This is a genomic window from Paenibacillus sp. P4_A9, from assembly GCF_056402415.1.
The window spans coordinates 1-23426 of sequence record NZ_JBFUHL010000016.1 but is presented as its reverse complement, the minus strand read 5'-3'; the positions used below and the strand labels follow the sequence as shown (position 1 = coordinate 23426).

General features: G+C 37.7%; 22 protein-coding genes and 1 rRNA gene. 16 read left to right on the top strand and 7 right to left on the bottom strand.

Annotation, left to right across the window (positions count from 1 at the left end; translation table 11 throughout):
- The first annotated feature begins 2 nt into the window (after nt 1–2).
- Both AC1DVJ_RS13470 and AC1DVJ_RS13465 read left to right on the top strand, forming a co-directional pair.
- Nucleotides 3–986 carry a hypothetical protein gene (locus AC1DVJ_RS13470; RefSeq protein ID WP_477591456.1) on the top strand — a complete coding sequence of 328 codons (984 nt, stop codon included), beginning with the start codon at nt 3–5 and terminating at the stop codon, nt 984–986.
- Between the two features lie 127 nt (nt 987–1113).
- Nucleotides 1114–1293: a helix-turn-helix domain-containing protein gene (locus AC1DVJ_RS13465; protein WP_477591455.1), complete on the top strand. Its 180-nt coding sequence runs from the start codon at nt 1114–1116 to the stop codon at nt 1291–1293.
- Nucleotides 1294–1308: 15 nt separating this feature from the next.
- Here AC1DVJ_RS13465 and AC1DVJ_RS13460 read toward each other — a convergent pair whose 3' ends face one another.
- Together AC1DVJ_RS13460 and AC1DVJ_RS13455 are read right to left on the bottom strand one after the other, a co-directional pair.
- Nucleotides 1309–1500: a DUF7695 domain-containing protein gene (locus tag AC1DVJ_RS13460; RefSeq protein ID WP_477591453.1), complete on the bottom strand. Its 192-nt coding sequence runs from the start codon at nt 1498–1500 to the stop codon at nt 1309–1311.
- Nucleotides 1501–1718: 218 nt separating this feature from the next.
- Entirely contained in the window at nt 1719–2309 is a 591-nt protein-coding gene (locus AC1DVJ_RS13455) for a site-specific integrase (protein WP_477591451.1), read from the bottom strand.
- Nucleotides 2310–2592: 283 nt separating this feature from the next.
- Here AC1DVJ_RS13455 and AC1DVJ_RS13450 point away from each other — a divergent pair, with 283 nt between their 5' ends.
- A complete protein-coding gene (locus AC1DVJ_RS13450) occupies nt 2593–3246 on the top strand; it encodes a hypothetical protein (RefSeq protein ID WP_477591450.1) in 654 nt (217 codons plus the stop codon).
- A gap of 158 nt (nt 3247–3404) precedes the next feature.
- On the opposite strand, the gene AC1DVJ_RS13445 is transcribed toward AC1DVJ_RS13450, so the two are convergent.
- Nucleotides 3405–3641 carry a zinc-ribbon domain-containing protein gene (locus tag AC1DVJ_RS13445; RefSeq protein WP_477591448.1) on the bottom strand — a complete coding sequence of 79 codons (237 nt, stop codon included), beginning with the start codon at nt 3639–3641 and terminating at the stop codon, nt 3405–3407.
- Between the two features lie 409 nt (nt 3642–4050).
- Nucleotides 4051–5415, bottom strand: coding sequence for a DNA cytosine methyltransferase (locus AC1DVJ_RS13440; protein ID WP_477591446.1), 1365 nt, complete (start codon nt 5413–5415; stop codon nt 4051–4053).
- A 220-nt stretch (nt 5416–5635) separates the two neighbouring features.
- Between AC1DVJ_RS13440 and AC1DVJ_RS13435 the strand changes: the two genes are divergently transcribed.
- The 4 genes from AC1DVJ_RS13435 (at nt 5636) to AC1DVJ_RS13420 (ending at nt 10569) form a co-directional block, all read left to right on the top strand.
- Nucleotides 5636–6820: an MvaI/BcnI family restriction endonuclease gene (locus tag AC1DVJ_RS13435; protein WP_477591445.1), complete on the top strand. Its 1185-nt coding sequence runs from the start codon at nt 5636–5638 to the stop codon at nt 6818–6820.
- An 89-nt stretch (nt 6821–6909) separates the two neighbouring features.
- Nucleotides 6910–8940: an ATP-binding protein gene (locus tag AC1DVJ_RS13430; protein ID WP_477591557.1), complete on the top strand. Its 2031-nt coding sequence runs from the start codon at nt 6910–6912 to the stop codon at nt 8938–8940.
- Between the two features lie 4 nt (nt 8941–8944).
- Entirely contained in the window at nt 8945–9628 is a 684-nt protein-coding gene (locus AC1DVJ_RS13425; protein WP_477591443.1) for a response regulator, read from the top strand.
- On the top strand, nt 9625–10569 hold the full coding sequence (locus AC1DVJ_RS13420; protein WP_477591441.1) for a hypothetical protein: 945 nt from the start codon (nt 9625–9627) through the stop codon (nt 10567–10569). Before AC1DVJ_RS13425 ends, AC1DVJ_RS13420 begins: the two co-directional genes overlap by 4 nt.
- A gap of 394 nt (nt 10570–10963) precedes the next feature.
- On the opposite strand, the gene AC1DVJ_RS13415 is transcribed toward AC1DVJ_RS13420, so the two are convergent.
- Nucleotides 10964–12460, bottom strand: a complete 1497-nt coding sequence (locus AC1DVJ_RS13415; protein ID WP_477591439.1) for a DNA cytosine methyltransferase — start codon at nt 12458–12460, stop codon at nt 10964–10966.
- 138 nt (nt 12461–12598) lie between these two features.
- On the opposite strand from AC1DVJ_RS13415, the gene AC1DVJ_RS13410 reads away from it, so the two are divergent.
- From AC1DVJ_RS13410 to AC1DVJ_RS13395, 4 genes are all read left to right on the top strand, one after another.
- Nucleotides 12599–13144, top strand: coding sequence for a hypothetical protein (locus tag AC1DVJ_RS13410; RefSeq protein WP_477591438.1), 546 nt, complete (start codon nt 12599–12601; stop codon nt 13142–13144).
- A 166-nt stretch (nt 13145–13310) separates the two neighbouring features.
- Nucleotides 13311–14180, top strand: coding sequence for a ParA family protein (locus AC1DVJ_RS13405; protein ID WP_477591436.1), 870 nt, complete (start codon nt 13311–13313; stop codon nt 14178–14180).
- The gene (locus tag AC1DVJ_RS13400) at nt 14167–14589 is read left to right on the top strand and encodes a hypothetical protein (RefSeq protein WP_477591434.1); all 423 of its coding nucleotides are present in this window, start codon (nt 14167–14169) and stop codon (nt 14587–14589) included. Before AC1DVJ_RS13405 ends, AC1DVJ_RS13400 begins: the two co-directional genes overlap by 14 nt.
- 188 nt (nt 14590–14777) lie before the next feature.
- Nucleotides 14778–15434, top strand: a complete 657-nt coding sequence (locus AC1DVJ_RS13395) for a M48 family metallopeptidase (protein ID WP_477591432.1) — start codon at nt 14778–14780, stop codon at nt 15432–15434.
- Nucleotides 15435–15534: 100 nt separating this feature from the next.
- Here the strand turns inward: AC1DVJ_RS13395 and AC1DVJ_RS13390 are convergent, their stop codons facing one another.
- Both AC1DVJ_RS13390 and AC1DVJ_RS13385 read right to left on the bottom strand, forming a co-directional pair.
- Nucleotides 15535–16230 (bottom strand): response regulator, encoded by a 696-nt coding sequence (locus AC1DVJ_RS13390; protein WP_477591430.1) that lies wholly within the window; start codon nt 16228–16230, stop codon nt 15535–15537.
- 9 nt (nt 16231–16239) lie between these two features.
- Nucleotides 16240–17388: a sensor histidine kinase gene (locus AC1DVJ_RS13385; protein WP_477591429.1), complete on the bottom strand. Its 1149-nt coding sequence runs from the start codon at nt 17386–17388 to the stop codon at nt 16240–16242.
- A gap of 284 nt (nt 17389–17672) precedes the next feature.
- Between AC1DVJ_RS13385 and AC1DVJ_RS13380 the strand changes: the two genes are divergently transcribed.
- From AC1DVJ_RS13380 to AC1DVJ_RS13360, 5 genes are all read left to right on the top strand, one after another.
- A complete protein-coding gene (locus tag AC1DVJ_RS13380) occupies nt 17673–17930 on the top strand; it encodes a hypothetical protein (RefSeq protein WP_477591427.1) in 258 nt (85 codons plus the stop codon).
- Nucleotides 17927–18316, top strand: coding sequence for an aspartyl protease family protein (locus AC1DVJ_RS13375; protein WP_477591425.1), 390 nt, complete (start codon nt 17927–17929; stop codon nt 18314–18316). Before AC1DVJ_RS13380 ends, AC1DVJ_RS13375 begins: the two co-directional genes overlap by 4 nt.
- Before the next feature lie 214 nt (nt 18317–18530).
- Nucleotides 18531–20678 carry an ABC transporter transmembrane domain-containing protein gene (locus tag AC1DVJ_RS13370; protein ID WP_477591423.1) on the top strand — a complete coding sequence of 716 codons (2148 nt, stop codon included), beginning with the start codon at nt 18531–18533 and terminating at the stop codon, nt 20676–20678.
- A gap of 169 nt (nt 20679–20847) precedes the next feature.
- Nucleotides 20848–22950 carry a stalk domain-containing protein gene (locus tag AC1DVJ_RS13365; RefSeq protein ID WP_477591421.1) on the top strand — a complete coding sequence of 701 codons (2103 nt, stop codon included), beginning with the start codon at nt 20848–20850 and terminating at the stop codon, nt 22948–22950.
- 399 nt (nt 22951–23349) lie between these two features.
- Nucleotides 23350–23426: ribosomal RNA gene (locus AC1DVJ_RS13360) — 16S ribosomal RNA — on the top strand; the annotation flags it as partial.

Sequence of the window (23426 nt, the reverse complement as noted above, 5' to 3'; positions counted from 1 at the left end):
GTATGACTTCAAACGGGGACACAGACAACTTGAATTTTCTAATAGAAAATTCAACTCTTAAACCTCAAAAGGAGAATAAGGTTAATCACTCTATTGCTGATTCAGAAATTTACAGTTCTACTAATGGCGAGTATGATTCTGATTATCAGGGCGAAGCATTAATTGAGGAGAGTGATTTTAATTCACTCTCTTTTTTGCCTACGAATTTATCTACCAATTCCTTGATGGAAATAGCCTATAAAGAACCTATTGACTATATTAACGAGGTTATTCAATTTCCATCCACAATACTGGAGAAGGAACCGGAAATAGGTGATTTAGTTGTATATTCTATCATCGCTGGGATTATTGGAAATGGAAATATAAGAGTGGTAAAGCTCCGAGACTTTAAAGGCTGGGTATCAGTTTTGCAAACATCGGGAAAGTCGAACTCTAAAATAAATGATCATAATCTTCAGGCCTGGGTTATGGAGAAGGATTCTTTAAAGAAAAAGATAGTCCTTTCCAATGAACAGTTTGGTCGTGCAGCACCAAGTGCATCCGAGCAGAATCGTTACTTAGCGGCAGTGATGGAAGTACATAAGATGTTAAAGATATTCCTTAACAGTGGTAGTATCGAGCAGTTTAATTCTCTTGAATCTCTGTATGAACTCAAGGGATTGTACAGCCGAAGTGTAAAAAAGGACCGGTGGGACTGGCTATATGCATTTAAAGCACTGGGGTTTGAAGATGACAAGGACGCAGTGAACAACCGGAATGCTTACATCGATTTTCAAATGAAACTAAAATTGTTTCAAAAAAGCAATCAACAAGACATTGAGATCTCTGAAGTCATTAGATCACTTTATACACTCTTAGAAATGGATACTGTTAAAAAACTGGAGCAAGCAATAGAATTCATTGAAAAAAATGGTAGAGATAATTGGGAAACCATTAACGGAAAAAAGTTACTTATACGTAAAAAAGGGGAGGGAAAGCAGAGCTGATTTTGGATACTATCCCTCTGTTATTCAATGGAGTCGACTCTACTATACGTTTTTTAAAATTGTGGGAGTAAAATAAATAGAATTTGGCATAAATGATAATAGTTTGTTATATCTGAGGGGGATATTAGTGGAGAATAAACTTACACTAAATGTTAATGAAATTTCTGATCTTCTCGGTGTTTCTACGGATTGTATTTATGCAATGGTTCGCGAAAAACAAATACCTCACATCAGAATAAGAAGGAGAATCTTATTTTATCAAGAGGGGATCAAAGAGTGGCTCAAACAAGGTGCTCCTAGCTACTGATCGACCATCAATTACTTACATGTTTATCCATTCAGAAAGTTCTTCATAATCATCAATGTTACCGAGGCGTCGTAAGTAATCAAGACCTCCATTAACACCCACTTTACCACAAGAGCAAAAGCTAACTTTATGGGTAGTCTTTGATTCAATTACAAAGTGGCAATTATTACAGCGCACAGCATTTCTGATGATTTTTTTCTTCGTCACAGGCCCTTCAGCTCCTTGAAAAGTTAAGCTTAAAATAAGAAATAAAAAGGGGAGTCCTCGTAGTAGCATAGTCTGCTCAAAGGAATCCCCTTTGTCCATTACGGACTTTGATAAATCGCTAAAGGTAGGTGCTCAATATAAGCTTGAATAATTAATATGTTAATCTATTAAATAGGAACCGTCAATTAGCCTTTTGCTTCGCGATATTAAATTTATTGTTATTTTGTTTTTCTCTGTTTAAATGGAACAATTGAATAAAACTTATTTGCAGCCTCTTTATCGGCTGACTGTAATGCGTGACCGTAAACATTCATTGTCGTAGTGATGCTAGCATGGCCGAGTCTCTCGGATATAATTTTTGCATGCACACCTTTATTTATATAATAAGGTTGCAGATGTATGACGTAAATCATGAAAACGAATATACCGGAGACCATTCTTTTTAAAAATTTACGAAACCAAAGGTACGGTGTTTCCGGGTAGAATGCCTTACCTTCAAAGTTTGGGAACACAAAAAAATGTTCCCCTCCCTTCCAAGCATCACCTAAAGTTAATCTTTTTTTGCGTGAAAATAGATAATATTCTTTCAAATTTTCTTGAACTGAATCTGGTAATGATATCTTTCTTTTAGATTTTTTGGCCTTTGGTTCAGTAATGATTCTTTCTCCATTCTCTGATAATGAGATACTTTGTTTAACTTCAATTATTCCAGTTTCTAGATCAATGTGTTTCCATTCTAACCCAACTATTTCCCCGCGGCGAAGCCCCGTGGTAATGGCAAGCAAAATTAAAATCTGCCTGCTCTTCAAGAAAATAGAGTGTTAGACTGGGTGAGCATCGTATCAAACTCTAACGATGAGCGATAGTTAAATAAAACGGGGCGATAGTCTAAGACTATATTTTCTAGTCAAAAGGCTGTCGCTGTTTCGATTTTCGTGGTTAGTTTAATAATTATTTTGTGGGAATTGACGGCTTTTTGTAATCATCAGAGGGCTTATTTTGTGGGGCATCATTTATTTATTATTGATATCTTTAAATAATTTATATAAAGTGAATACAGTACAAAATATTTCCAATAGAGGAGAATCAGGTATGTCAAATCAATCCAAATTGACAAAGTTTTTATTGTTTGCATCGCTATCACTAATAGTGCTTGGAATTTCAAAATTAATAGTTTCAATCTCTCAAGCGGATCCATTTGGTGACCTTAGCAATGATCTACTCAAACAAAAAGTAGTTAATGAAGTTTCTATGGATCTTACAAATGATGCGTTAATAATATGGTTAGTTATTTTAGGAATAATTACTTTGCTATCGTCGTTCATGATTATTAAAAGGAAGAGCAGTTCTTTTAAATCTTCTATTGGTTATGCATTATTTTATGCATTTCTAATTGTTATAACTTCCTTTATTTTTTCCTTGGTTTTTTTCTTTGGGACTGCAGGTTTTTCATTATTACCTTTTAAGTTGCTGGCGACGCTAGTCCCACTTGGAATAAGCTTATTTATTTTTATTAAGTTATTTACTGTTAAGATTAAGAGTTTAATAATATGGATCATTATAGGAAATGTATTAGTATTCATTTTATCGATAATTATGTGCCCCAAATTTGAGTGGTCGTATACTGGATATTTTAGATATTGTTATTGGATAAATGAAATGTTAACAGAGGTAGGTGATGGACTATCCATCTTTGCATTTGGTCTATTAACATTACAATATACACTAGAGAAGAAGTGGAGATAATTTGGACAAAGTGTAGCTAAATTTTGTGCTCGAAACTGAATTTTAGATATGACAAGTGGGATGTAAGAGTTGTGAATTGAAGAATAACTAGCCCCAATGCTGTAATTGCATTGGGGCTTCTTTTAGTTAGTTATCATAAGCCTTTAGGACGTCTTCAACTAAACAGGATACATCTCCGAAAGACTCTGCCGGAAGCGACCATAACAATCCGGGCAACCTACACCACGATTCCTACTATTCACTTTGGCAACCAATTCATACTTCTGATCGTAGATCCACCACACAACCCTGTTCGAATCAGGCGCTAATTGTGAAGGTTTAAGTGCCCCGTTCTTTACAGGATGCCACTCTTGAAGTTTGGAATTCCTTATTAGTAGTGAACGATCAAATGGCAAATGACGCTTCCGAATGTACCAAAGTTGGAGAAAACTGAGTATAGTATTAGACAGGTTATATGGCTAGAGAAACAAGCTAGTGTAGAGCTAAAGAAGAACAGGTAGAGGTCTGGTCTTTTGCTCACTTTGTACATTGCCAAAAGTTATTCGGAGTAATTAAATTATTACCGGAAGTAAAGTATTGGATAACTTCACATTACAATAAGAGTAAGAAAAATGACTGGAACCCCTTGGTTACAGCCATTTTTCTTACTTAGCAATTAAACGAGTTAAGTTACAGTTCATTAAAGATAATTTTATTGGATATTATAATTTTTTGAGGGATATTAAACTAATAAAATTAGCCGAGCCTTAACAATAAATACCCCCATATATCACTATAGCGATATGAAGGAGGTGTTTTTATTATTTATGTTGATGACAGTTGGAGGGATAATTCATTTGATTTAATAGCCTTAATTACCTCGACCGCGATTGCTCTAGCTAATAAAGGAGGGACAGCATTGCCAACTTGTGTATATTGCGGAACTTCCACTTTCCGTCTTGGACCACCAGTTGTTCTTTTCCCTAGAAAATTAAAACTATCATCAAAAGACTGTATTCTAGCCATCTCCCTAACAGTCGGAATTCGGTTTTCGAAGGGAGTTAAAAAGTCGTCTGGTAAAGTGACCATAGTAGGTGCAACGCTGTTTCTATTTAATCGGAATCGGTTGCTTTTTTTAGTTAATAAAGCTTCTAGAAACTCATCATTAATAATTCCGCTTTTAAAAGTACTGATAATTTCTTTGGTTGTATAGTCGGATAACTTTCTTTCACACTCTTTTAATAATGACGGGTACTGACTGAGATCTATTCCTTCATTTCTTATTCTTTTTATTAGTGCCGCGGATGATTCCCCTTCTTGAAATAGAGAAAACCTCTCCGTTATTAGCTCATTATGTCTAGACTGAACGTGATTATAAATCTCACCATTGTAGTCAACTGGCTTTCCGGAAAATGTCTTTGTACGACCTTTACGAGATTCAGCTTGATATTTTGATATGTTATTTAATGTAATTTTACTATTCTGATCAACAATAAGATCACTAATAGCGTCTAAAACAGGTGTCTTTTCTGTTTCATTGAATGTAGTTGGTGTTGGATATGCTGGTGGTTTAACTGTATCTAGATAACCAATAAAAATTACTCTACGTCTTCTTTGTGGTACCCCGAAGTGAGAAGAATCTAATACTCTTGTAGGAAGTGTTTTGTACCCGATTTCAGAGAATTCATTGCTTAGTATTTCGGGAACTAAACTATTATCATCATATTTTTTACCTTTTACTCCAATGAATCCATCTAAACGAGTATCATTAAAGCCTTCTACATTCTCCATAACAACATAGCTTGGTCTTAAATCATTAATAATTCTTAAATATTCTTTAAATAGTGTATTGCGAGGATCATCCTTTTTTCGTTGCCCGGCACGGCTAAATCCTTGGCAGGGTGGACCACCAAATATAGCATCAATTTTTGGGAATTTTTTTATATCTTGAAACATTTCGAGGTTTTGAATTGATTCTTTAATTTCACTTGATGGTAGTTCGCGAATATCAGCTCTTTTAAAGAAAGTATTCACACCTTGATTAAGACCGAGTTGATCATGTCTATTTCTATAGGTTCTTTCGACATCTTCATTAATATCACTTGAAAATAGGATGTGAAATCCTGCTTGTAAAATGCCTTCGCTCATCCCTCCAGCACCACAAAATAAATCAATAGCAAATGGTTTCATATGACACACCTCTTCATTTAAAACTAGGATATCTTTATTATGACTGAATCTGATAGAAAAGTCCAGGTTTTTTGCGAATATACGTTCTTATACGTTCTATTATAAAGCATTGAATATATTAATTGATAGATTTATTTTGAAAATCATTTGACGATGTCGTAAATAGGTATTATAGGTGCTAATATAGAACTAATACAACAGGAAAAATAAGGTGGTCCTAATGAATCCGTACTTTTTACCTAATGAGGAAGAACAAACAAAGATTCAATTAGTACAACAGTATTGTAGGAATGAATTTACCTTAATTAGAATGACTTCAACGATGCTAGAAAAAAGTATCATTGATGCCTCGGGTCCCTTGAGAACGATTTTAAGAGATAATGATATCGTTAACTATGAAAGTTTACTTCAGGGAACTGAATACAAAATTTTAAAGGATTCTGATGTGTTTTTGAACTCTAATATTTTAAATATGAAAACTAGCTTTTATAGGCCAAATACAAAGCTTGGGGATCCGAGAATCTGGATATACGAATTTAAAAAGTATATTCCTATAGGTACATTGATATATTTTACTGCTTTTCAAGGAAATCTTGTGGTTATCCCTCTTATTACGAGAGAGTCACTGGAAATATTGTTGCCGCAATACTTTGGTGGTAATGACGATTATCTAATTGTAGAAGAATTAATGCAGCGTCTTTCAATAATATCAAACCAATGGATAAAAAGTATATCTCCATTTAAAAGTAGTCCAAAAGATGTCGGTGAAACCTTAGAAAAGTGTTTAGGGATAAGCCCTAATAGTATCGCCCAAGCGGATTTTAAAGGAGCTATCGAATTAAAGTGTAAGAGAGCCGGTGGAGGAAATCTCGATACATTATTTAGTATGGTTCCTAACTGGGACATCAGTGCTCTTAAAAGTTCAACAGATATAATGCTGACTTACGGATACCCAAGTAATAAATACAGTGGCTTTTATGATTTATATGTAACAGTCAGCAATAATCCAAATAACCAAGGGCTTTTTCTGGGGGCAGATGATGAGGAACAGATAATATATCAAAGAAGTAAGATTAATGGGATTATTAATGAAGTCTGCTCTTGGGAATATTCGGCTGTTAAGCAAAAACTCCAAGAAAAACATCCTAAAACTGCTTGGCTAGTTGCAGAAGAAAAAATAATTAACGGTGAAATACATTTTAACTATAACCAAATCCAACTGACTCAACGCCCAATATTCTCGCAGTTTACAACATTAATTAACCAAGGCATTGTAACCTATGATTGGCGTGGAAGGGTTCGTACAGATAGAACTGGATATAAAGATAAAGGGCATTGTTATAGAATTTCGCCGCGTAACAGGAGTCTACTCTTTGGTGAAACTAGTGATGTAGTATTTAAATAAGCTTTTAAGGAAGAAAAAGAAAGTTTTAAAAACACGGCTACTATATTCAAATAATTAGAATAGAAAAGTAGGTGGTTTTTTTGCCAACAATGCATTTTAGCTCTTCAACCAATTTAAAAGATTTGGTAGGAAGAAGATTGGTAACAAATAAAATATCAGCAATCTTTGAATTAGTTAAAAATGCATTTGATGCGGATGCTGATGAAGTAAAGGTTACCATTGATCCGGATGGCGATAAGCTTACTATTTGGGACGATGGAGAGGGTATGAGTATTAATGATATAAGAAATAAGTGGATGGTCATTGGGACAGATAACAAAAAGGGCAAAAATTCAACTGATAAGGGACGACCATTGAACGGTGAGAAAGGAATAGGTAGATTCTCTGTTGATAGATTAGGTAAGAATTTAGAGTTAATAAGTCGTAAAGAAAATAATAAGCAAACTGTATCAATGTTTTTCGACTGGGGAAAATTCGAAGATCAGAATGATATGTTACTAAGTGATATTGAAATTGATTATTCTATAAACAAAATTCTTAGAAAAAAGAAAGGAGTAACATTAAAGATAACGGGTCTTAGAGATCTATGGACTAAAACAGAGGTAGAATCTCTAGAAAAACGTTTAAAAGGAATGCTATCTCCCTTTTCTAATTTTGATACGCAACCCTTTAAAATAATTTTAGACTGTAAAAAATACGGCTTTGATAATAAAATTTTAGAAGCATATCAATTAAGTGATATAAGTTCGCTTTGGGTGGAGTTAAGTGTCCCTTTGGAGAATCAAAATATTATAAATTTGGAAGTGTATAGAAATGGTGCGTTGATTGAAGAACTTACTTATAATAACAAATATAATTTTGGTCCCGTAAGAACAATCATTTATTCTTTTGATCAATCAGATAAAGTTAGCTTCTATCATAAATTCAAAGATAACGTTAAGGATTACGGGAATATAAGAATATACAGAGATTATTTTCAATTATATCCGTATGGTGAGTCGAATAACGATTGGTTAGATTTAGACATTAGGAAATCACAAGGGCATTTCCGTTTCTTAGGTTCTAGAGATATTATAGGCTTTATCCAAATATATCGAGAGCATAATCCGATGTTTATCGATGCAACTAATCGACAAGGTCTGGAAGAGAATGAATCTCTAACTGAATTGAGGAATTTCATAAAAAAAGAAGCAATGTCTAAGCTAGAAGAATATTTTTTCCTGAAGAGGTTCAAAGCCCCTGAGGGCATACATGTACAGCACCGAGCAGAAATTTCTGGTGCGACCAAAGAATTAAACATAATGGCTAAAGAAATAAAGAAATTTTCTCCTGAGCTAGCACAACAAGTTGTTGATTTATCTAAATTGATCCGAGAGAAAAATCAAGAGCAAGATAAGATAATAAGGAATCAATTGCAGTTAGTTGAAGTCTACAAAAGAATGGCCAGTAAAGAGACATTACTTCATGGAATTATACATCAGGTCTTAATAAGGTTACAAAATATCGAAACTGCTGTATGGAATCAGAAAAGTGACTTATCTATATATATGGCCGATGAGCATCTGAACAAATTGTTTATTGAATATGAGCAATTTACACTTTCTACGCTTAAGGAAATTAATACATACTTACTCGATGCACGTAACTATTTATTAAAAAAGAGAGAACGAATAGAGATAAATATTTACCAACAACTTGAGAAGATATTCCATACATCAAAGTATTCATTAATTAAGGAAAATATTTCATATTCAATACAAGGGCCAGTGACTGGAAAACTGAAAGTGGATTTGAATGATTTGAAAGTAATTTTCGACAATCTGATTTCAAATTCAAGAAAAGCCTTATCTGACATAATAGATGAAAGAAAAAAAGAAATTCAAGTAGTGTATGAAATGACAGCGACCAAGTTAAATATTATTTTTAGAGATAACGGAGTTGGCATAGAAGAAAGTGATATCCCGCATATTTTTTCTCCGTTTTTCACGACAAGAGAAGGTGGATTTGGAATGGGATTATCCATAGTAGATGAACTTGTAAAAAGTAATTACGGGGAAATCCATCTAATTAAAAGTAATATAGGAGCAGCTTTTCAAATCAGTTTTGATCTGGAGGAATAGAAAAGTGGATATACAAAGAAATATATTGATCGTTGATGACTCTAAAAATATAGAACAAGATATAAAAAGCTATAGTACAATTTTTGAAAAACTGAAAGAGGCTAGAAACTTAGATTATAATTTGATATTTCATACAAGAAAAAAATACGAAGAGGCTATCGAATTACTTCAAGATCCAGATATGGTATTTGATGTAGTGATCGTTGATCATAACCTTTCTGAGGGGGGCAATGAACGTTCTGGTGATGATTTAATACAAGAAATCAGGCACCATATTAATAAGCATTGTAAGTTAATATTTTATTCTATGGGTGACTTAGCTGAGATCTTTCCTAACAGATTAGATTTAATCAATCTATTCAACCTAGGTATTTTTCGGTTCTTGTCGAAAGATATGTCCACGAGTAGTTCAACTTTGTTCGGACCAGGGCAAATGCAATTAAGAGTTGAGACTATTATTGATGCAATTCAAGATATTGATTTTGTTCAAGTTACATTGGAAAGATATTTTGCAGAATATAGAGAAGTTATTTCTGATGAAACGATTACTGTTTCTGGGAAAAATTACTCCGTGAATGAGATTATTAATCTAATAAAAAAAGATGCAGATGAGGGTAGATTGTATAAAAGTAATTTGGCTGAATCAGTTATAATACACAATATATTGACAGGTGGTAAGACAAGTTGAAAGCTATTCATTTTTATCCTAGATCAGCTGGAATTAATTTTATTGCCCATTTCAAAACTTATCTAGAGAAAACGATGAACGATAATTATACTTTTGTTGATCGCTCTACAAACTTATATAGTGAATTAGATAAAAGAATAAATCAGATCGATATTATTTTATTTACAAGTCATGGTGAGCCAGAATATTTCATAGGTGAAAAAGAAAAAGGAACTGACGTGCTGATCCGAGAAGAACACTTAGGGGGGGTAAAGAACTCTTTTATATTTGCGTTTGCATGTTCTACCGGTGAACTGGGAAAAAAATTGTGCGATGGTTCAGGTGCCTTAGCGTATATAGGTTTTAATGATGCGATAAACCTAACAGTGAACACAAGTGAAATATCTTTTAAACCACAAATGAAAATAGTGTTAAGTTCAATATATATAGAAGCGCTTATTGCATCGTTTAACGAATATTTTAAAAAAACCTATAGTGTAAAGCAGTTCGCAAAGTTGCTATCATTAAATTTGAAAAGAAGCTATTCGAGAGTTCTTGCAGCAGAGCCGCTGTCACTATGCCACCAATTTAATCTTGGGAAGAGACTTGCTCAGAATCCTCTATTCTTAAAGACATTGCACTCAGACTTACTGACTACAATTGACGCTGTAAGATCAAGAATAATCGTCCATGGGGAAACCGAGTTTATTCCCTGGGATTTTATAAATAATGAACCAGAGAAGGTATACTCACTTATAGCGAAATTGGAAAATACTACTTTTGCATCACAAAATGAATATTACCGTAATTTCCTACTATTATGTTTGTATATGAAAGCTGGAAGAACCAGAAAAGCCTATACATATTTTAAGAATGTTGCAAGCCTATTCCCTCAGTTTGAGCCACTATCTATCTATAAAGTTAATGAAGATGACACAGAGTTGCAAGAAGTTGTTTCGTAACTTTTATGATCATGTTGACAGGTTGTTGACGAAGCCTGTCAACAAATAGCCAAAACTAAACAAACAGATAAGTCTATTGGCATATGAAACCTTATAATATAAGGGTTCTATCTTACTGACACAGATTCCAACAAACCCACACATGTTCCCGCATACGGTGCATTTGGAATAATGTTAGAGGATATTGAAAGAAGTTGGGTGAGTTTTGGCCATATAAAGAGCGTGATGTGTTCAGAGAATCATCTTGTAGGCCATCTAACGAATCGAAAAGCTACATTTATTTCTTTAATAACGTAAACTATGCTACAATCTGGCACCGTTAGAGTACCAGCTTGTAGCATAGTTTTTCATTGTCTACGATTTGGGGTCTTGATCACTTAGGAAGGGGGAGGTGCTAGGAGCTTTTTACAATTCCTGAATTAATTCTATTAACTTCGACGGTATCTTTGATCATTTGAGCAATAGCCTTTGAAAGAAGTGGAGGAACAGCATTCCCCACTTGTGTGTATTGAGGAACCTCGACTCTCCTCCGATCACCCCCTGTAGTTTTCTTTCCTAAGAACTCAAAGCTATCGTCAAATGATTGAATACGTGCCATCTCACGAACAGTTAGAATTCTATTTTCAAAAGGAGAGATGAAATCGTCGGGCAATGTTACCATGGTGGGTGCTAACGTATTACTTGATAATCTTATACGACTGTTTTTCTTAGTAAGCAAAGTTTCGATCATTCTATCAGTAATGTTCTTCTCTAAAAACATTTTTATTATTTCTTCAGTTGTGTAAAATTCAGCTAATTTCATGGAGCATTCATTTAAAAGAGATGGATACATAGATAGTGCTAGTCCTTCTATTAAAAGTCGTTTCACTAATATTGAAGTACTTTCACCTTCTCTAAATAAAGAAAAGCGCTCAATAATATAATTATTATGTTTTGAAAGTTCGTGGTTGAGCTTAGTACTGTAATTAGATATTAATGATTTAGTTGTAGTTGGAGTACGACCTATTTTTGAATCACTTTGATAATTCGAGCTAACCTTATGTATTTGGAAGCGCAATGAGGGATTCACTATCAGATCACTAATTGCTTCACTAACGGAAGTTTTTTGATTTTCCAATTTAGTTGTAGGTTTTGGATACTGTGGGACTGCTTGCCCATCGACATAAGCTATGAAGATAACTCTCTTTCTTCTCTGAGGTACTCCGAAATCAGATGCATCAAGGACTTGTGGGGTTAGAGTACTGTATCCAATTTGTTGGAATTCTTTAAGGAGGAGTTCAGGAAGAGACATATCATGATCATAGGTTGTTCCTTTGACTCCAGTATAGCCTGGAAGCTTTGTATCTAGAAATCCTTCAACATTTTCCATAACTACATATTTCGGCCTAATTTCATTAACTATCCGAAGGTACTCACGAAATAAGAAATTTCTTGGATCATCTTGGTTTCTTTTACCAGCTCTGCTGAAACCTTGGCAAGGAGGGCCTCCAAAGATTGCATCAATCGGCGGGATAGCTTTACCTTTTAACATTTGTAGATTCTTAATAGCATTCATTATATTTTCTGAAAGTAATTCTCTCACATCTGCTAATTCGAAATGTGTGTTTTTACCTTGTATTAGTCCTAATTGTTCGTGTCTGTTAACATATGTTTGTTTTACAGAAATGTTAATGTCACTCGAGAAAATAATGTGAAATCCAGCTTGAAGGATTCCTTCACTCATCCCACCGGCGCCGCAAAATAGATCTATTGCTAGTGGTTTTGCTAAATCACTCTGGTACGATGATACCTTGTTGTTATATTCATAACTAGACTTCTTATCACAAATATAATTACACATAGATACTATCTTACGAGTCTCCGGAAAAGACCAAATATTTCTTGATTCCATTGTACCCCTCCTAAATTAAGAACATTTGTTCTATTTCATTATAACAAATTAATAATAATATTGGAATAATTTGTTTATTTTAATTGAAATATTTAGATAACTAAATTTGAGTTGGTGACATACGTCACCCTATAAGCATTGAAGAAAATTATAGAACCAGAATTATTTGACTTTGAGACAGGTTCTTTAAGTAAAAAGCCTCAGCTGGGGTCTGCTTTAGAGCATGGATTTTACCATACACCTCTGCGTAATATTACAGACCACAAGGTGCTGACTCGTATCGAGTACGTAGCGTTGTACCAGTCCATTCGTTTGTTTAGCAAAGAGGAAGCGGGTATTTCCTGGTATGGAAGAGTGAAGGGTTGGAAGGTTGTTCCACGCCCCGCGATAACGGCAATTCCTTCTAGTCGAGGTGCGACGGATGAGCTTTATGTTGTATTTGAAGTGGATAAGTGGCTCCGTAGAGAGACGGCTATTGCTCCCGCGGGGCATGGGATTTATCGGATTCTGTTTACGACGGATTACATACTTAACCGGGCTAAAGAAGTGTCTGAGCTACGTCTGGAAACGGAAGAGGAGCTTCGCGATTGGCGAGAGAAACGGCGTGTGGGTAAGGTGCGCGTGAAGCTGGATCGGGAGCATGTGGATTTGGGGAGTTCGGTTGTGGGGATTGAAGTGGAGTAGGATAAATAACAAAGCATAAACCCACCTGAATTTCAGAAGGGTTTATGCTTTGTTATGTTTTAAAGTGTTTCATTATTAGATAACCGTGTCCATATTTTTATCATTAAGACAACCTTCTCAACAATACATTTAGAAATGGCATGATTGGTGAGGGGGAGTGTTGTGCATGTCAAAAGTGATAAGCATTATTAATCTAAAGGGTGGAGTTGGGAAAACAACCATTACAGTAGCTTTAGCCGAATTCTTAGCAATCGAACACAATAAACGTGTTTTAGTGATTGATTTAGACCCTCAGACGAATTCGACCGTGGCTTTAATTGGTGAAGATGAGTGGACAAAAAGAAATCAAAACGGACAAACGCTGCACGCTTTATTTAAGGATCATATTGATGATACATATACATTTGAAATTGAAAAAAGTATAGTTCGAAAAACATCTAATTTGCAAGGCGGGCTGGAAACAATACATTTGCTACCTTCGAGTCTAGACTTCGTAAAAATACAAGACAGGTTAATACATATATGGCAAACAGCACTTATTCGTCCTTTTGACGTATTGAAAAATGCTGTAAAGAACCATTTAGATAACTATGATATTGTATTGATCGATTGCCCGCCGAATTTAGGAATCGTTACTCAGAACGGATTAAATATAAGTGATTGGTATCTAATCCCTACCATTCCCGATCATTTATCTACCTACGGTATCCCCCAAATTATCTCTAGCGTTAAAAACTTTAATCGAAAGAAAGCCGATGGGGAAGTAAAGCTTCTAGGAGTTATTGCCTCCATGTATCGCTCTGGTGTGAACCGACATAACACAACACTACGTAGATTAGAATCACAAGTTCAACAAGGTCAACTGACCCGTTTGTTTGAAACTAGAATCCCACTAGCCTCTAAAGCCGCTGATGCCACATATTATGACGCAGAAGGTATCAATACACTTAAGCAAAAGTACGGTAATGCTGGTGATAATTTATATCAATCTTTTCAAAGTTTGGCGGAGGAGCTTCAAACTTATGTCCAAATTTAATGATTCTGATTTTAGAAAACAACTTTCGACCATTTTTATCAAGCTTGCTGAAAAAATTGAACAAGACGAGGTATTCGCCCAGTGGATCTTTGAAGGAATTAATACTTCAACCGGAAAGAATTCTAAAAGAAAACAGGAGAGTAAGAAAATCGAGATTCAGTCAGTTGTTTTGGAGGTAAGCCCATTACCTGATATATTTACAATATTCTCAATTAAAGGGTCTGAAGGTTTACGTGAACAATTAAATACATATGAAACTGAGATTCTAGTAAAAATTGTTTTAGAAAATGGCTTGGATCCAGTAAGAAAGGTTCGAAGATGGAAAACCAAAAATAAAATTATTACTTATATTATCGATGTCGTTTCAAAGCAGATGTCCAAAGGGAATTCTTTTCTTGATAAGGGATGAATAAAAATATGAGGGTGTATATTACTTGGAGGTATAGCCTAATCAGGCCACACCTCTTATTTTTGTTTATTTAAACATAAAATCCCTACCATACCCCAACCATACTTTGATACAATAGGGGAACGAGAAGAGGGAATATCCCTTTCTTTATCCATTACACAAATCCCCCTACAGAAACGATGATACCCATGAAAATCGAACTCGATAACACAACCATAGACGTCAACGTCCAATACGGCATCCGCAAAAAACTCTACATCCACATCGATGACACGGGTTTCATCACCGTCAAAGCTCCGAATGACACCAGTCAGGAGCTCATCATTAACGCTGTGAAACAACACAGCAAGTCGATCCTAGATAAGCTAAATGCCATCACCAGAGCTCGGCAGCCCATCCCCAAGATCAGAGAATATGAAGACGAAGGAAAGTTCCTTCATCTCGGGAAATATCATTTCCTCCATGAGTTAATTGAAACGAATGGACTCACCGAGGATGAGTTGAAAATCAACCTGAAGAAGTTCTATTTTGCTAGCTGTAAGAAGGTTGTAGCGGAGCGAATCAAATCTTATCAGACCCAACTGAAGGTCAAACCCAAAACGATTGAGGTCGATGAGTCGAGGACCAAGTGGGGGAGCTGCAGCTCTGATAAAAAGCTTACCTTTAATTACCGTCTAGCCATGGCGCCCGTTGAGGTAATTGATTATGTCATCGTTCATGAGCTCTGTCATCTCCTGCATATGAATCATGATCGCTCCTTTTGGAGAAGAGTGGGCAGCATCATGCCGGATTATAAAGAGAAGGAAGCGTACTTAGCCCGATATGGGCAGGCGATGACGCTTTAGCACATTATTATCACTGCTTCTATCACGGGTACTCACCATATACAACGCAAAAAGCTAGGTTCCTTAACCTAGCTCCTTTGTCATTCTTCTATTGCCGCCGCTAAAGATCATTCTCATGCAAATATGCAATCGTTTCCGATCTTCCAGAGACATTCAGCTTCTTATAAATAGCACTCAAATAATTTTTCACAGTCCCCGTGGTTAAAAATAATTCAGAAGCGATAGCTTGATTCGGCTTCCCTTGTTTCAAATTCCTCAGGATGTTCCTTTCCTGTATGGATAAAATAGGCGACTTGGCATCCTGCTGTTGCTCTGTCAAAGTTCCTAATCCTTCCGCTGATGCGCGTTCTTCGTGTTCCTCTGAAGTTCGAAGAGCTTGGACAAGGCGCGGCTGAATACTGATGGGGTAAGTAATTCCACCGTCTAAGCAGACCTGAATCGTAGCGAGTATTTTATTCGTCTCGACACCTTTAACTAAATAGCCGCATGCGCCATGGCGTATCGCTTCCCAGATGTATTCTTCATCCTCAAATGTGGTCAGAATGAGCACCTTAATATCTGGGAACTCAGCTTTTATTCGTTTGGTAGCCTCTAAGCCATCTAGCTTCGGCATATGAATATCCATCAAAACAAGCTCAGGACGATGCAGTTCTACTTGTGCAAGGGTGGCCAACCCATCACCGGTTTTGGCTACGACTGTATATCCGTCCTCCATACCTAGAATAGCTGCTAATCCGTCGCGGATTAGGGGTTGGTCGTCTGCGATAAGAATCGATATTTGAGACAATGCGATCATTCCTTCCGATCATTTTCGACTGAAGGGTATGGTTATATCCAATGTTACTCCGCCAGCTGAACCCTTGTTACTTATTGCAAAATCCCCTCCAACATCCTCCACTCTTTCTTTCATCGCATTTAGACCATAGCCAAAAACAATGGGAAGCGGTGGATATCCATTATCGGATAAAGTAAATCGAATGACCCCATCCTGATACGTCAATGTGAAGTGGAAGTAGGTACTGAGACCATGGCGAATGCCATTGGTTAGCCCCTCTTGTAGTGCACGATAAATGGTTAACTCGATAAGAGGTGACAGATCAGCAGGGACCATCGTGTCTATTGCGTAGGCGATTTCCACGTTCGTTTGCTTTTTCGTATTATCGATCAGCCTAATGAGCTCAGGTATGAACGAGTGATCTGGGAAGTTTTCGCGCAACACATGCACAGAGCTTCGTACGTCATCTAGACCTCTAAGAATACTTTCTTTCGTTCTATCGATCATCTCTTTGGCCAGTGGATAATGGTTTTTGTCTAAGGCATGTGCTGCTGTCTGTAGCCCGGTTAACGCGGATGTAAGCGTGTGTCCAACCGAATCATGAATGTCGCGGGAGATCCGCGTTCGTTCTTGTAATTTGGCTTTTTGCTCCAACGCTATAGAAGCAATTCGCAGGTGTTCATTATCCCTAGCCAATTGATTCTTTTGTTGAACCGCAATTTTGGCAAGTTGGCACATCCCGAAAATAGCAAGAAAGTCGATAACTCTAGGAATAATTAAGTAGATTTGCTCAAAAGGCGGGAACTGACGATATATCAAAACGCCTACTAGGTTAGTAACATAGGTTACTATGGTGAAGATAATGGCATGTTTTCTAGCATGATGAAAGGTGAATTCGCCAATGAGGATGAAGAGGTAGATTTGTGCGAAATAACTTTCTGACCATACACAGATAACCAAAGCCAATACGAGTTGACCATACAATAACGGGATACCCATATTTCCATGTAGAGCGATCTTCAAGATGTAATCTCGTAAAAGGATGACAGCGACATACGTGCATGCTAGCAGCAAAAGTCCAACAGAAAACTTACTCGTGTGAAGCATTAAGAAGAATGTTGAACCCGCCACGAAGATATTCAAGATGAGAGTCATATTTTTATTAAATTGTACATCCATATCATTTGCCCTCAAATAGAATGCTTATTTTCCATTTATTGTACCATAAACATGACTTAAGTCATACAAGTTCGGGTAAAAATGACAGTATATCTGCTTTTTCAGTGAATTTCTTCATTTATAATAGGTCTTTAGTAGGATCTATAATGAGGGTAGAGGATGTTGAAATCCTAAGGGAGGCATGTCCAAATGTTGATGATTTTATGGAACGCACTTGGAGGCATTCTTCTAATCTTGTAGATGTATGTTATACTAAATAAAACTATATTATGGGGCTGTGTGATATGAAATGGTCTGAAATTTGCTGTCATTACCCCAGTCGATTTGTTTTAGTAGAAGCAATCAAAGCAGTTTCAAAGAATCGCTTACGTACAATTGAAGAAATGACAGTTGTAGAAGAATATGATAATCCAATGCAAGCTTGGGATGGATATAAACTTCACCACAAGGAAAACCCTGAACGTGAGTTTTATGTCTTTCACACTAGCAAGCAAGAAATAGAAGTTATAGAGGAGTACTTTTCGGGGATTCGCAAACCATGATGGAGCTGCGAGTTGAGAATGGCCTGCTAGTAGTAGCATTTTCACTAACTTATCAGGAACAAACAATTAGAATGAGTAATGTGTTATTTGATACGGGGTGTAGTTCCACAATATTCGATACGGATTTAATGGCCAATATTGGGTTATACCTCGATTTAATAAATGGAACTGCCAAAAGGATGTATGGTGTTGGCGGTGCAAGTGAATTGTGTTATGAACAAAAAGTAAATGCTTTAGAAATAGGAACCATTTTTCTGCCATCTTTTAAACTGCAATTAGGTATGACAAGAGAGCCCTATGGTTTTGATGGCATATTAGGTATAGATTTTATGACCACTGTTGGTTTAAAAGTTGATTTTAAAGAACTAATTATTCATTATGAGTGAACCCTACCATGATAGGGTAGGGTTCACTCAATTCAATAGGGAAAAGTTATTGGGGCTAATAGTAGAGAGACTTCATCCACTGGATAAGGTCTCTTTTTCATTAACAAGGTTAATTAAATCGTTCCCTCACATAAATTAGATATGGTAAACTATACATAAAATGCACCGGCTTCCCTCATCCTACCGACTCTACGAAAAGGCGCTGAAACTCACCATGCTTTATTTATACAGATCCGTTCTACGATATCTAGCGAATAGCAAAAAAATATTCACCGTGTTCCTACTAGCACTATTATTTGAACTCTCCTTTGAGTACTTTACATCATTAAGTATCAAATATTTAATCGACGATGCCATCACGCCACGGAATATGACCATTTTCTTCGGCCTGCTCTTGGCGCTTCTTATTGGTGGTATTTTGAACTTGTTGATTGGCGTTGGCGGCGATTATGCGATGTCCAAATTGAACGAGACAATTCTAATCGGGCTGCGCAAGGATCTCTACGAACAGACGCAGAAGCTTTCTGCTCATTTCTTCTCGCGTTACAGGATCGGCGATATTGTCGCGCGGTTTACCATGGACATTCCAGCGGTCGAGCATGCGATGATGCAGACGTTTTCGACGCTTATTTTAGCTAGCCTGAGCATGGTGGTCGGTACGGTGTTGTTGTTTGTTTTGGAGTGGAAGCTGGCTCTGGTCGCGTTTGTCGGCATTGTGTTTATGTTTGTCCCGCAAAAATTATTGAATAAACGCGCTCAACGCTATAACGAGGAGTACGTTGGCATTGTAGAGTCATTTTCTAATAATATGGATGAAGAAATGAAGGCTTTTAAGGTCATTAGAGGCTTTCAATTGCAGGAATCCATGAAAAATAGGTTCACGAAGCAACTCCAAGTTTGGTTTAGATTAGGGGTAAAGAGGAGCTTCATTAATTCCAATCTCGAACGTCTTCCGATCATGGTTTTATCCGTTATTAACGTGATAATCCTTGGTTTAGGGGGCTATTTTACGTTCCAAGGTACCATGACGATCGGTGATTTAATCGCATTCTACTCGGTATTCGATACGGTGGGCGTATCCGTGATTCAATTCATGGAGGTCGTGCCTGACCTGATTGAAGGCGAAGTAGGCATACGACGCATTAATGAGGTGCTCGAGATCAAGCCTGATCTTGAGGGTGATGAGCAAGCGGCTGAGACTCCCTCTTTTACAAATGAGATAAAGTTCGACAATGTCACCTTCGGCTACACAGAGGCGCATCCTGTTATTCAGGATCTTACTTTATCGATTCCGATGGGCAGCTATGTGGCTTTGGTGGGTCCTAGTGGTTCAGGCAAAAGCACGTTGCTCCAACTGCTCATGCGTTTCTATGATCCGCAAAAGGGCTCAATCCAGGTTGATGACCTTGACCTTCGTAAGATCCAGCTATCTTCGCTGCTTACGCAAGCTGGTGTTATTTTCCAAGATCCTTATCTCTTCAATACAACGATCCGTGATAATTTGCTAATTGGAAATCCCGATGCCACGGAGGATGAGCTCCTCGAAGCAACGCTTGCAGTGGATGTTCATGAGGCGATTATGCAAATGTCGGGCGGCTACGATACCTGGATTGAAAATGATGGAGCCAATCTGTCCGTCAGCCAACGGCACCGGATCTCGATCGCGCGTGCGCTGCTTCGTTCTAACGAGCTTACCTTTATGGATGAAGTCGCGGCTTCCCTAGACCCCGAGTCCGAAATAGCGCTAAATGAGACCATCTCGCGTGTCAATCAGGGGCGGACGGTTGTTGCGGTTTCGCATCGGTTGAAGACCGTTTCACATGCAGATCTGATCTATTACATCCACGAGGGGAAAGTTATCGAATACGGTACGCATCAGGAGCTGCTAGAACGTCAGGGGGCGTACAATAGTCTCTGGCAAAAGCAGCAGGGCTTCCAACTATCCCACAATGGCGAAGTTGTCATTGAAGTCGAACGTTTGAGACAGATGCCTTTCTTTGCTTATATGAATGAGGAACTTCTGCACGAGATCAAAGATTTGCTGATGACAGAGAAAATCACGAGCGGTCAACATGTCTTCCGGCAAGGTGAAGCGGGAAATAAAATGTACATCATTGCAAGGGGCAAAGTGGAAGTGTCGAAAAGGAATGCTAAAGACGAGAACGTAAGAGTCGCTGTTCTTCAGGACGGAGACCATTTCGGTGAGATCGCGCTGTTGAAGGATGCGCCTCGCAATGCCAACATCACGGCACTAACGGATTGCATGCTATTGTCACTAACCCGCAAGCAGTTGCTGCCTCTATTGGATCGGTATGAAGATATGAAGGTGAAATTGAATCAGTCACTTAGTGAGCGGAGTTAGTCGATGTGAAAACCAAAAGTGTAGGGGCGGGCCTGGCTAGGCTGCGTCTTTATGCGTTTTATACGATTTCCAGAATCAGTAATATGTAGTATACGACACTGGGAAATTCTACTATGATAAGATTGGCTTATTAAGTAAAAAATGGGATTTTACTAGAGGGAGAGTCAGGATGAAATATAACATTTTCGCAATTGCCATCGTTAGCTTGATCGTATTCAGTTTATTCACACCATCTCAAACCTACGCTGCTGCGGCAGACGATGCAGTAAAGATCGAAGACCCAGTACTCGAGAAAGCAATTCGGGACGAGTTGAAACTAGAAGCTAGTGCACCTTTAGATGCCAAAGCTTTAGAAAAGCTAACGTCCCTTTACCCCAAGGGGAAAGAGAAAATTAAAAGCTTAAAAGGCCTGAACAAAGCGATTAAACTGAAGGAATTATACCTCCCTAATCAGGAAATTACAGATATTAGCCCGCTAAGCAGTCTGTATAACTTAACTTTTCTTTCTCTAAGCGGTAATCGCATTCAAAATGTTTGCCCGACCCTCCCGACAATCTATCAATTAAAAACGCTATTAATTAGCGATAATCAGATTGAAGATGTGAGCTGTCTTTCACATTTGAGTGAGTTAACTGATCTACTGGCAAGTAATAATAGAATTACGAATATAGCGCCACTTGCTAAGCTTCATATCGGTTGGTTGGATGTGTCGAAGAACCCGCTTGGGGATATAACCCCATTAAGTTCAATGAGTACGCTACATAATATCTATTTGAATAAAGATTCTTTGGATGAGAAATCCAAGGATCTATTACAGCGTTTCGAGCAATCCGGCGTAGCTGTGAATCGAACGTCGCCCATCACGGATTCCGTGTCTGGCATTTCAGTTCTAGTCAATGATGAGAGAGTACTGTTCGAGCATTCACCGATCGTGGACGCTGGAACAACCTTGGTCCAGTTTCGCCCCCTTTTTGAAAAGTTAGGCTTCACGATCGAATGGGATCAAGAAACGCGCACCATTCACGCGAAAAAGCAAGGGATAACGATGACGTTGCAGGTGGATAGCACGAATGGAAGTCTGAACGGATCGCCGCATACCCTTACGGTTGCCCCAAGAAATGTGGAAGGCAGTGTGTTTGTGCCGATTCGTTTCGTGGGTGAAGCCTCTAATTACGTTGTTACCTGGGACAGTAAAGCGAAAACGATATATTTAATGCCTACGCGCTCCGTCGTTACGCCGGATAGTCAGTCTAAATTTACGGTCAGTGGAAAATGGCTGAATAAAAGGGTATCCACTTCATTGGGGTATCAAACTTACATGACGCATGATAATGTTGCACTACTCACTTTTACGGAGTCCAAATTAGACGCTGTTGATTTCAAGACGTTGGGGGAATATTCGGCAGCTATCAAAAAATCCCTCGAATCCATCGCCATTTCCTTTTCAGATGATAAAATAGTCAAGATAAACGGGTTGGACGCACGACAATTCTCATACTCGGTTAAAAATAAGAATGGTATTACGTACAGGTATCTTCAAACACTTATGGATGGCAGTTATAACTACTATAGAGTTGTCCTGCAAAGTGAGAAACTGATCGACCCAGAAGTTGGTCAAGACTACCAAAGCATTGTTCAAACATTCCAAGAGATCAAAACACCTGCGCAATTAAGTGAGGAAAAGTTTCGAGTCCTTACGCCTACGGATCGTTTTCTAGATGCTGCTCATTACTATCGTAATTTCGGCTATTTCAATAAGGATAAAGCGTTGAGCAGCCAAGAATTTGATAATAAGTACCTAGGGATCTATAACAAATCGACCGACTGGAACCCGTTTGATTCTAGCAAGTTTTACAATGAGTTTGCCGAACTCTATATGTTAGAGCTAGATCAAGAGCGCGTTTGGTTAGAAGATACGGAAGCAGATGTTGCTAAGGGAAATGACGTCTATGTGGATACGCTAAAATGGTGGAGCTACATATCTCGCGGTGCTTTTGAGCCTACAGAGATTATGGAAACGTGGGGCACCGATGGTGGACCCGTTACCATTACTTTTACGATGTTCGGTCAAAAGAAAGTGCTTCATCCCGAGTATTTCTATGATTATATCGATGTAAGCATCCTCAGGGAGATTAACGAGATGATCAAAGACAGCGGTTATGAGTTTGTAGCCGTGTCCATCGATCAAGATGTCTTCGTGACGGTGTTGAAAGCGGATGAGAAGAGGAAACTAGAGCAAGAGCGATATATTGCTTTTATAAATTTTAAATAAGGTATACCTCTTAAAGCAGATAAGGCCATCCTTCCATTAGAAGGAATGGCCTTATTCTGGCTGAATGTAAGGGTCAGATAAAATAGTTTTTAAATGGAAAAATAAAACATTGCATTATTTGTCGAAACCATGCTATATTATCACTCCGGCCGCAAGACAGGCAGGCGAGAGTAACTGAAAGTAACTCGAAAAAAAGTAGTTGCACATTAAAAGTAAACATGGTATATTACTTCTCGCTGCTTCGGTAACACAGCAGTGAGCGAAAGAAATTGATCTTTGAAAACTGAACAACGAGTGAGTAAGCACGAACGAGCAATCGTTCAAAAAAGAGATTGCAAAATCTCGCTAGCATCAAAATGAGCATTTCAGCTTTCACAATAGGACGAGCAATCGTCCACTATTATGGAGAGTTTGATCCTGGCTCAGGACGAACGCTGGCGGCGTGCCTAATACATGCAAGTCGAGCGGGTTTATCC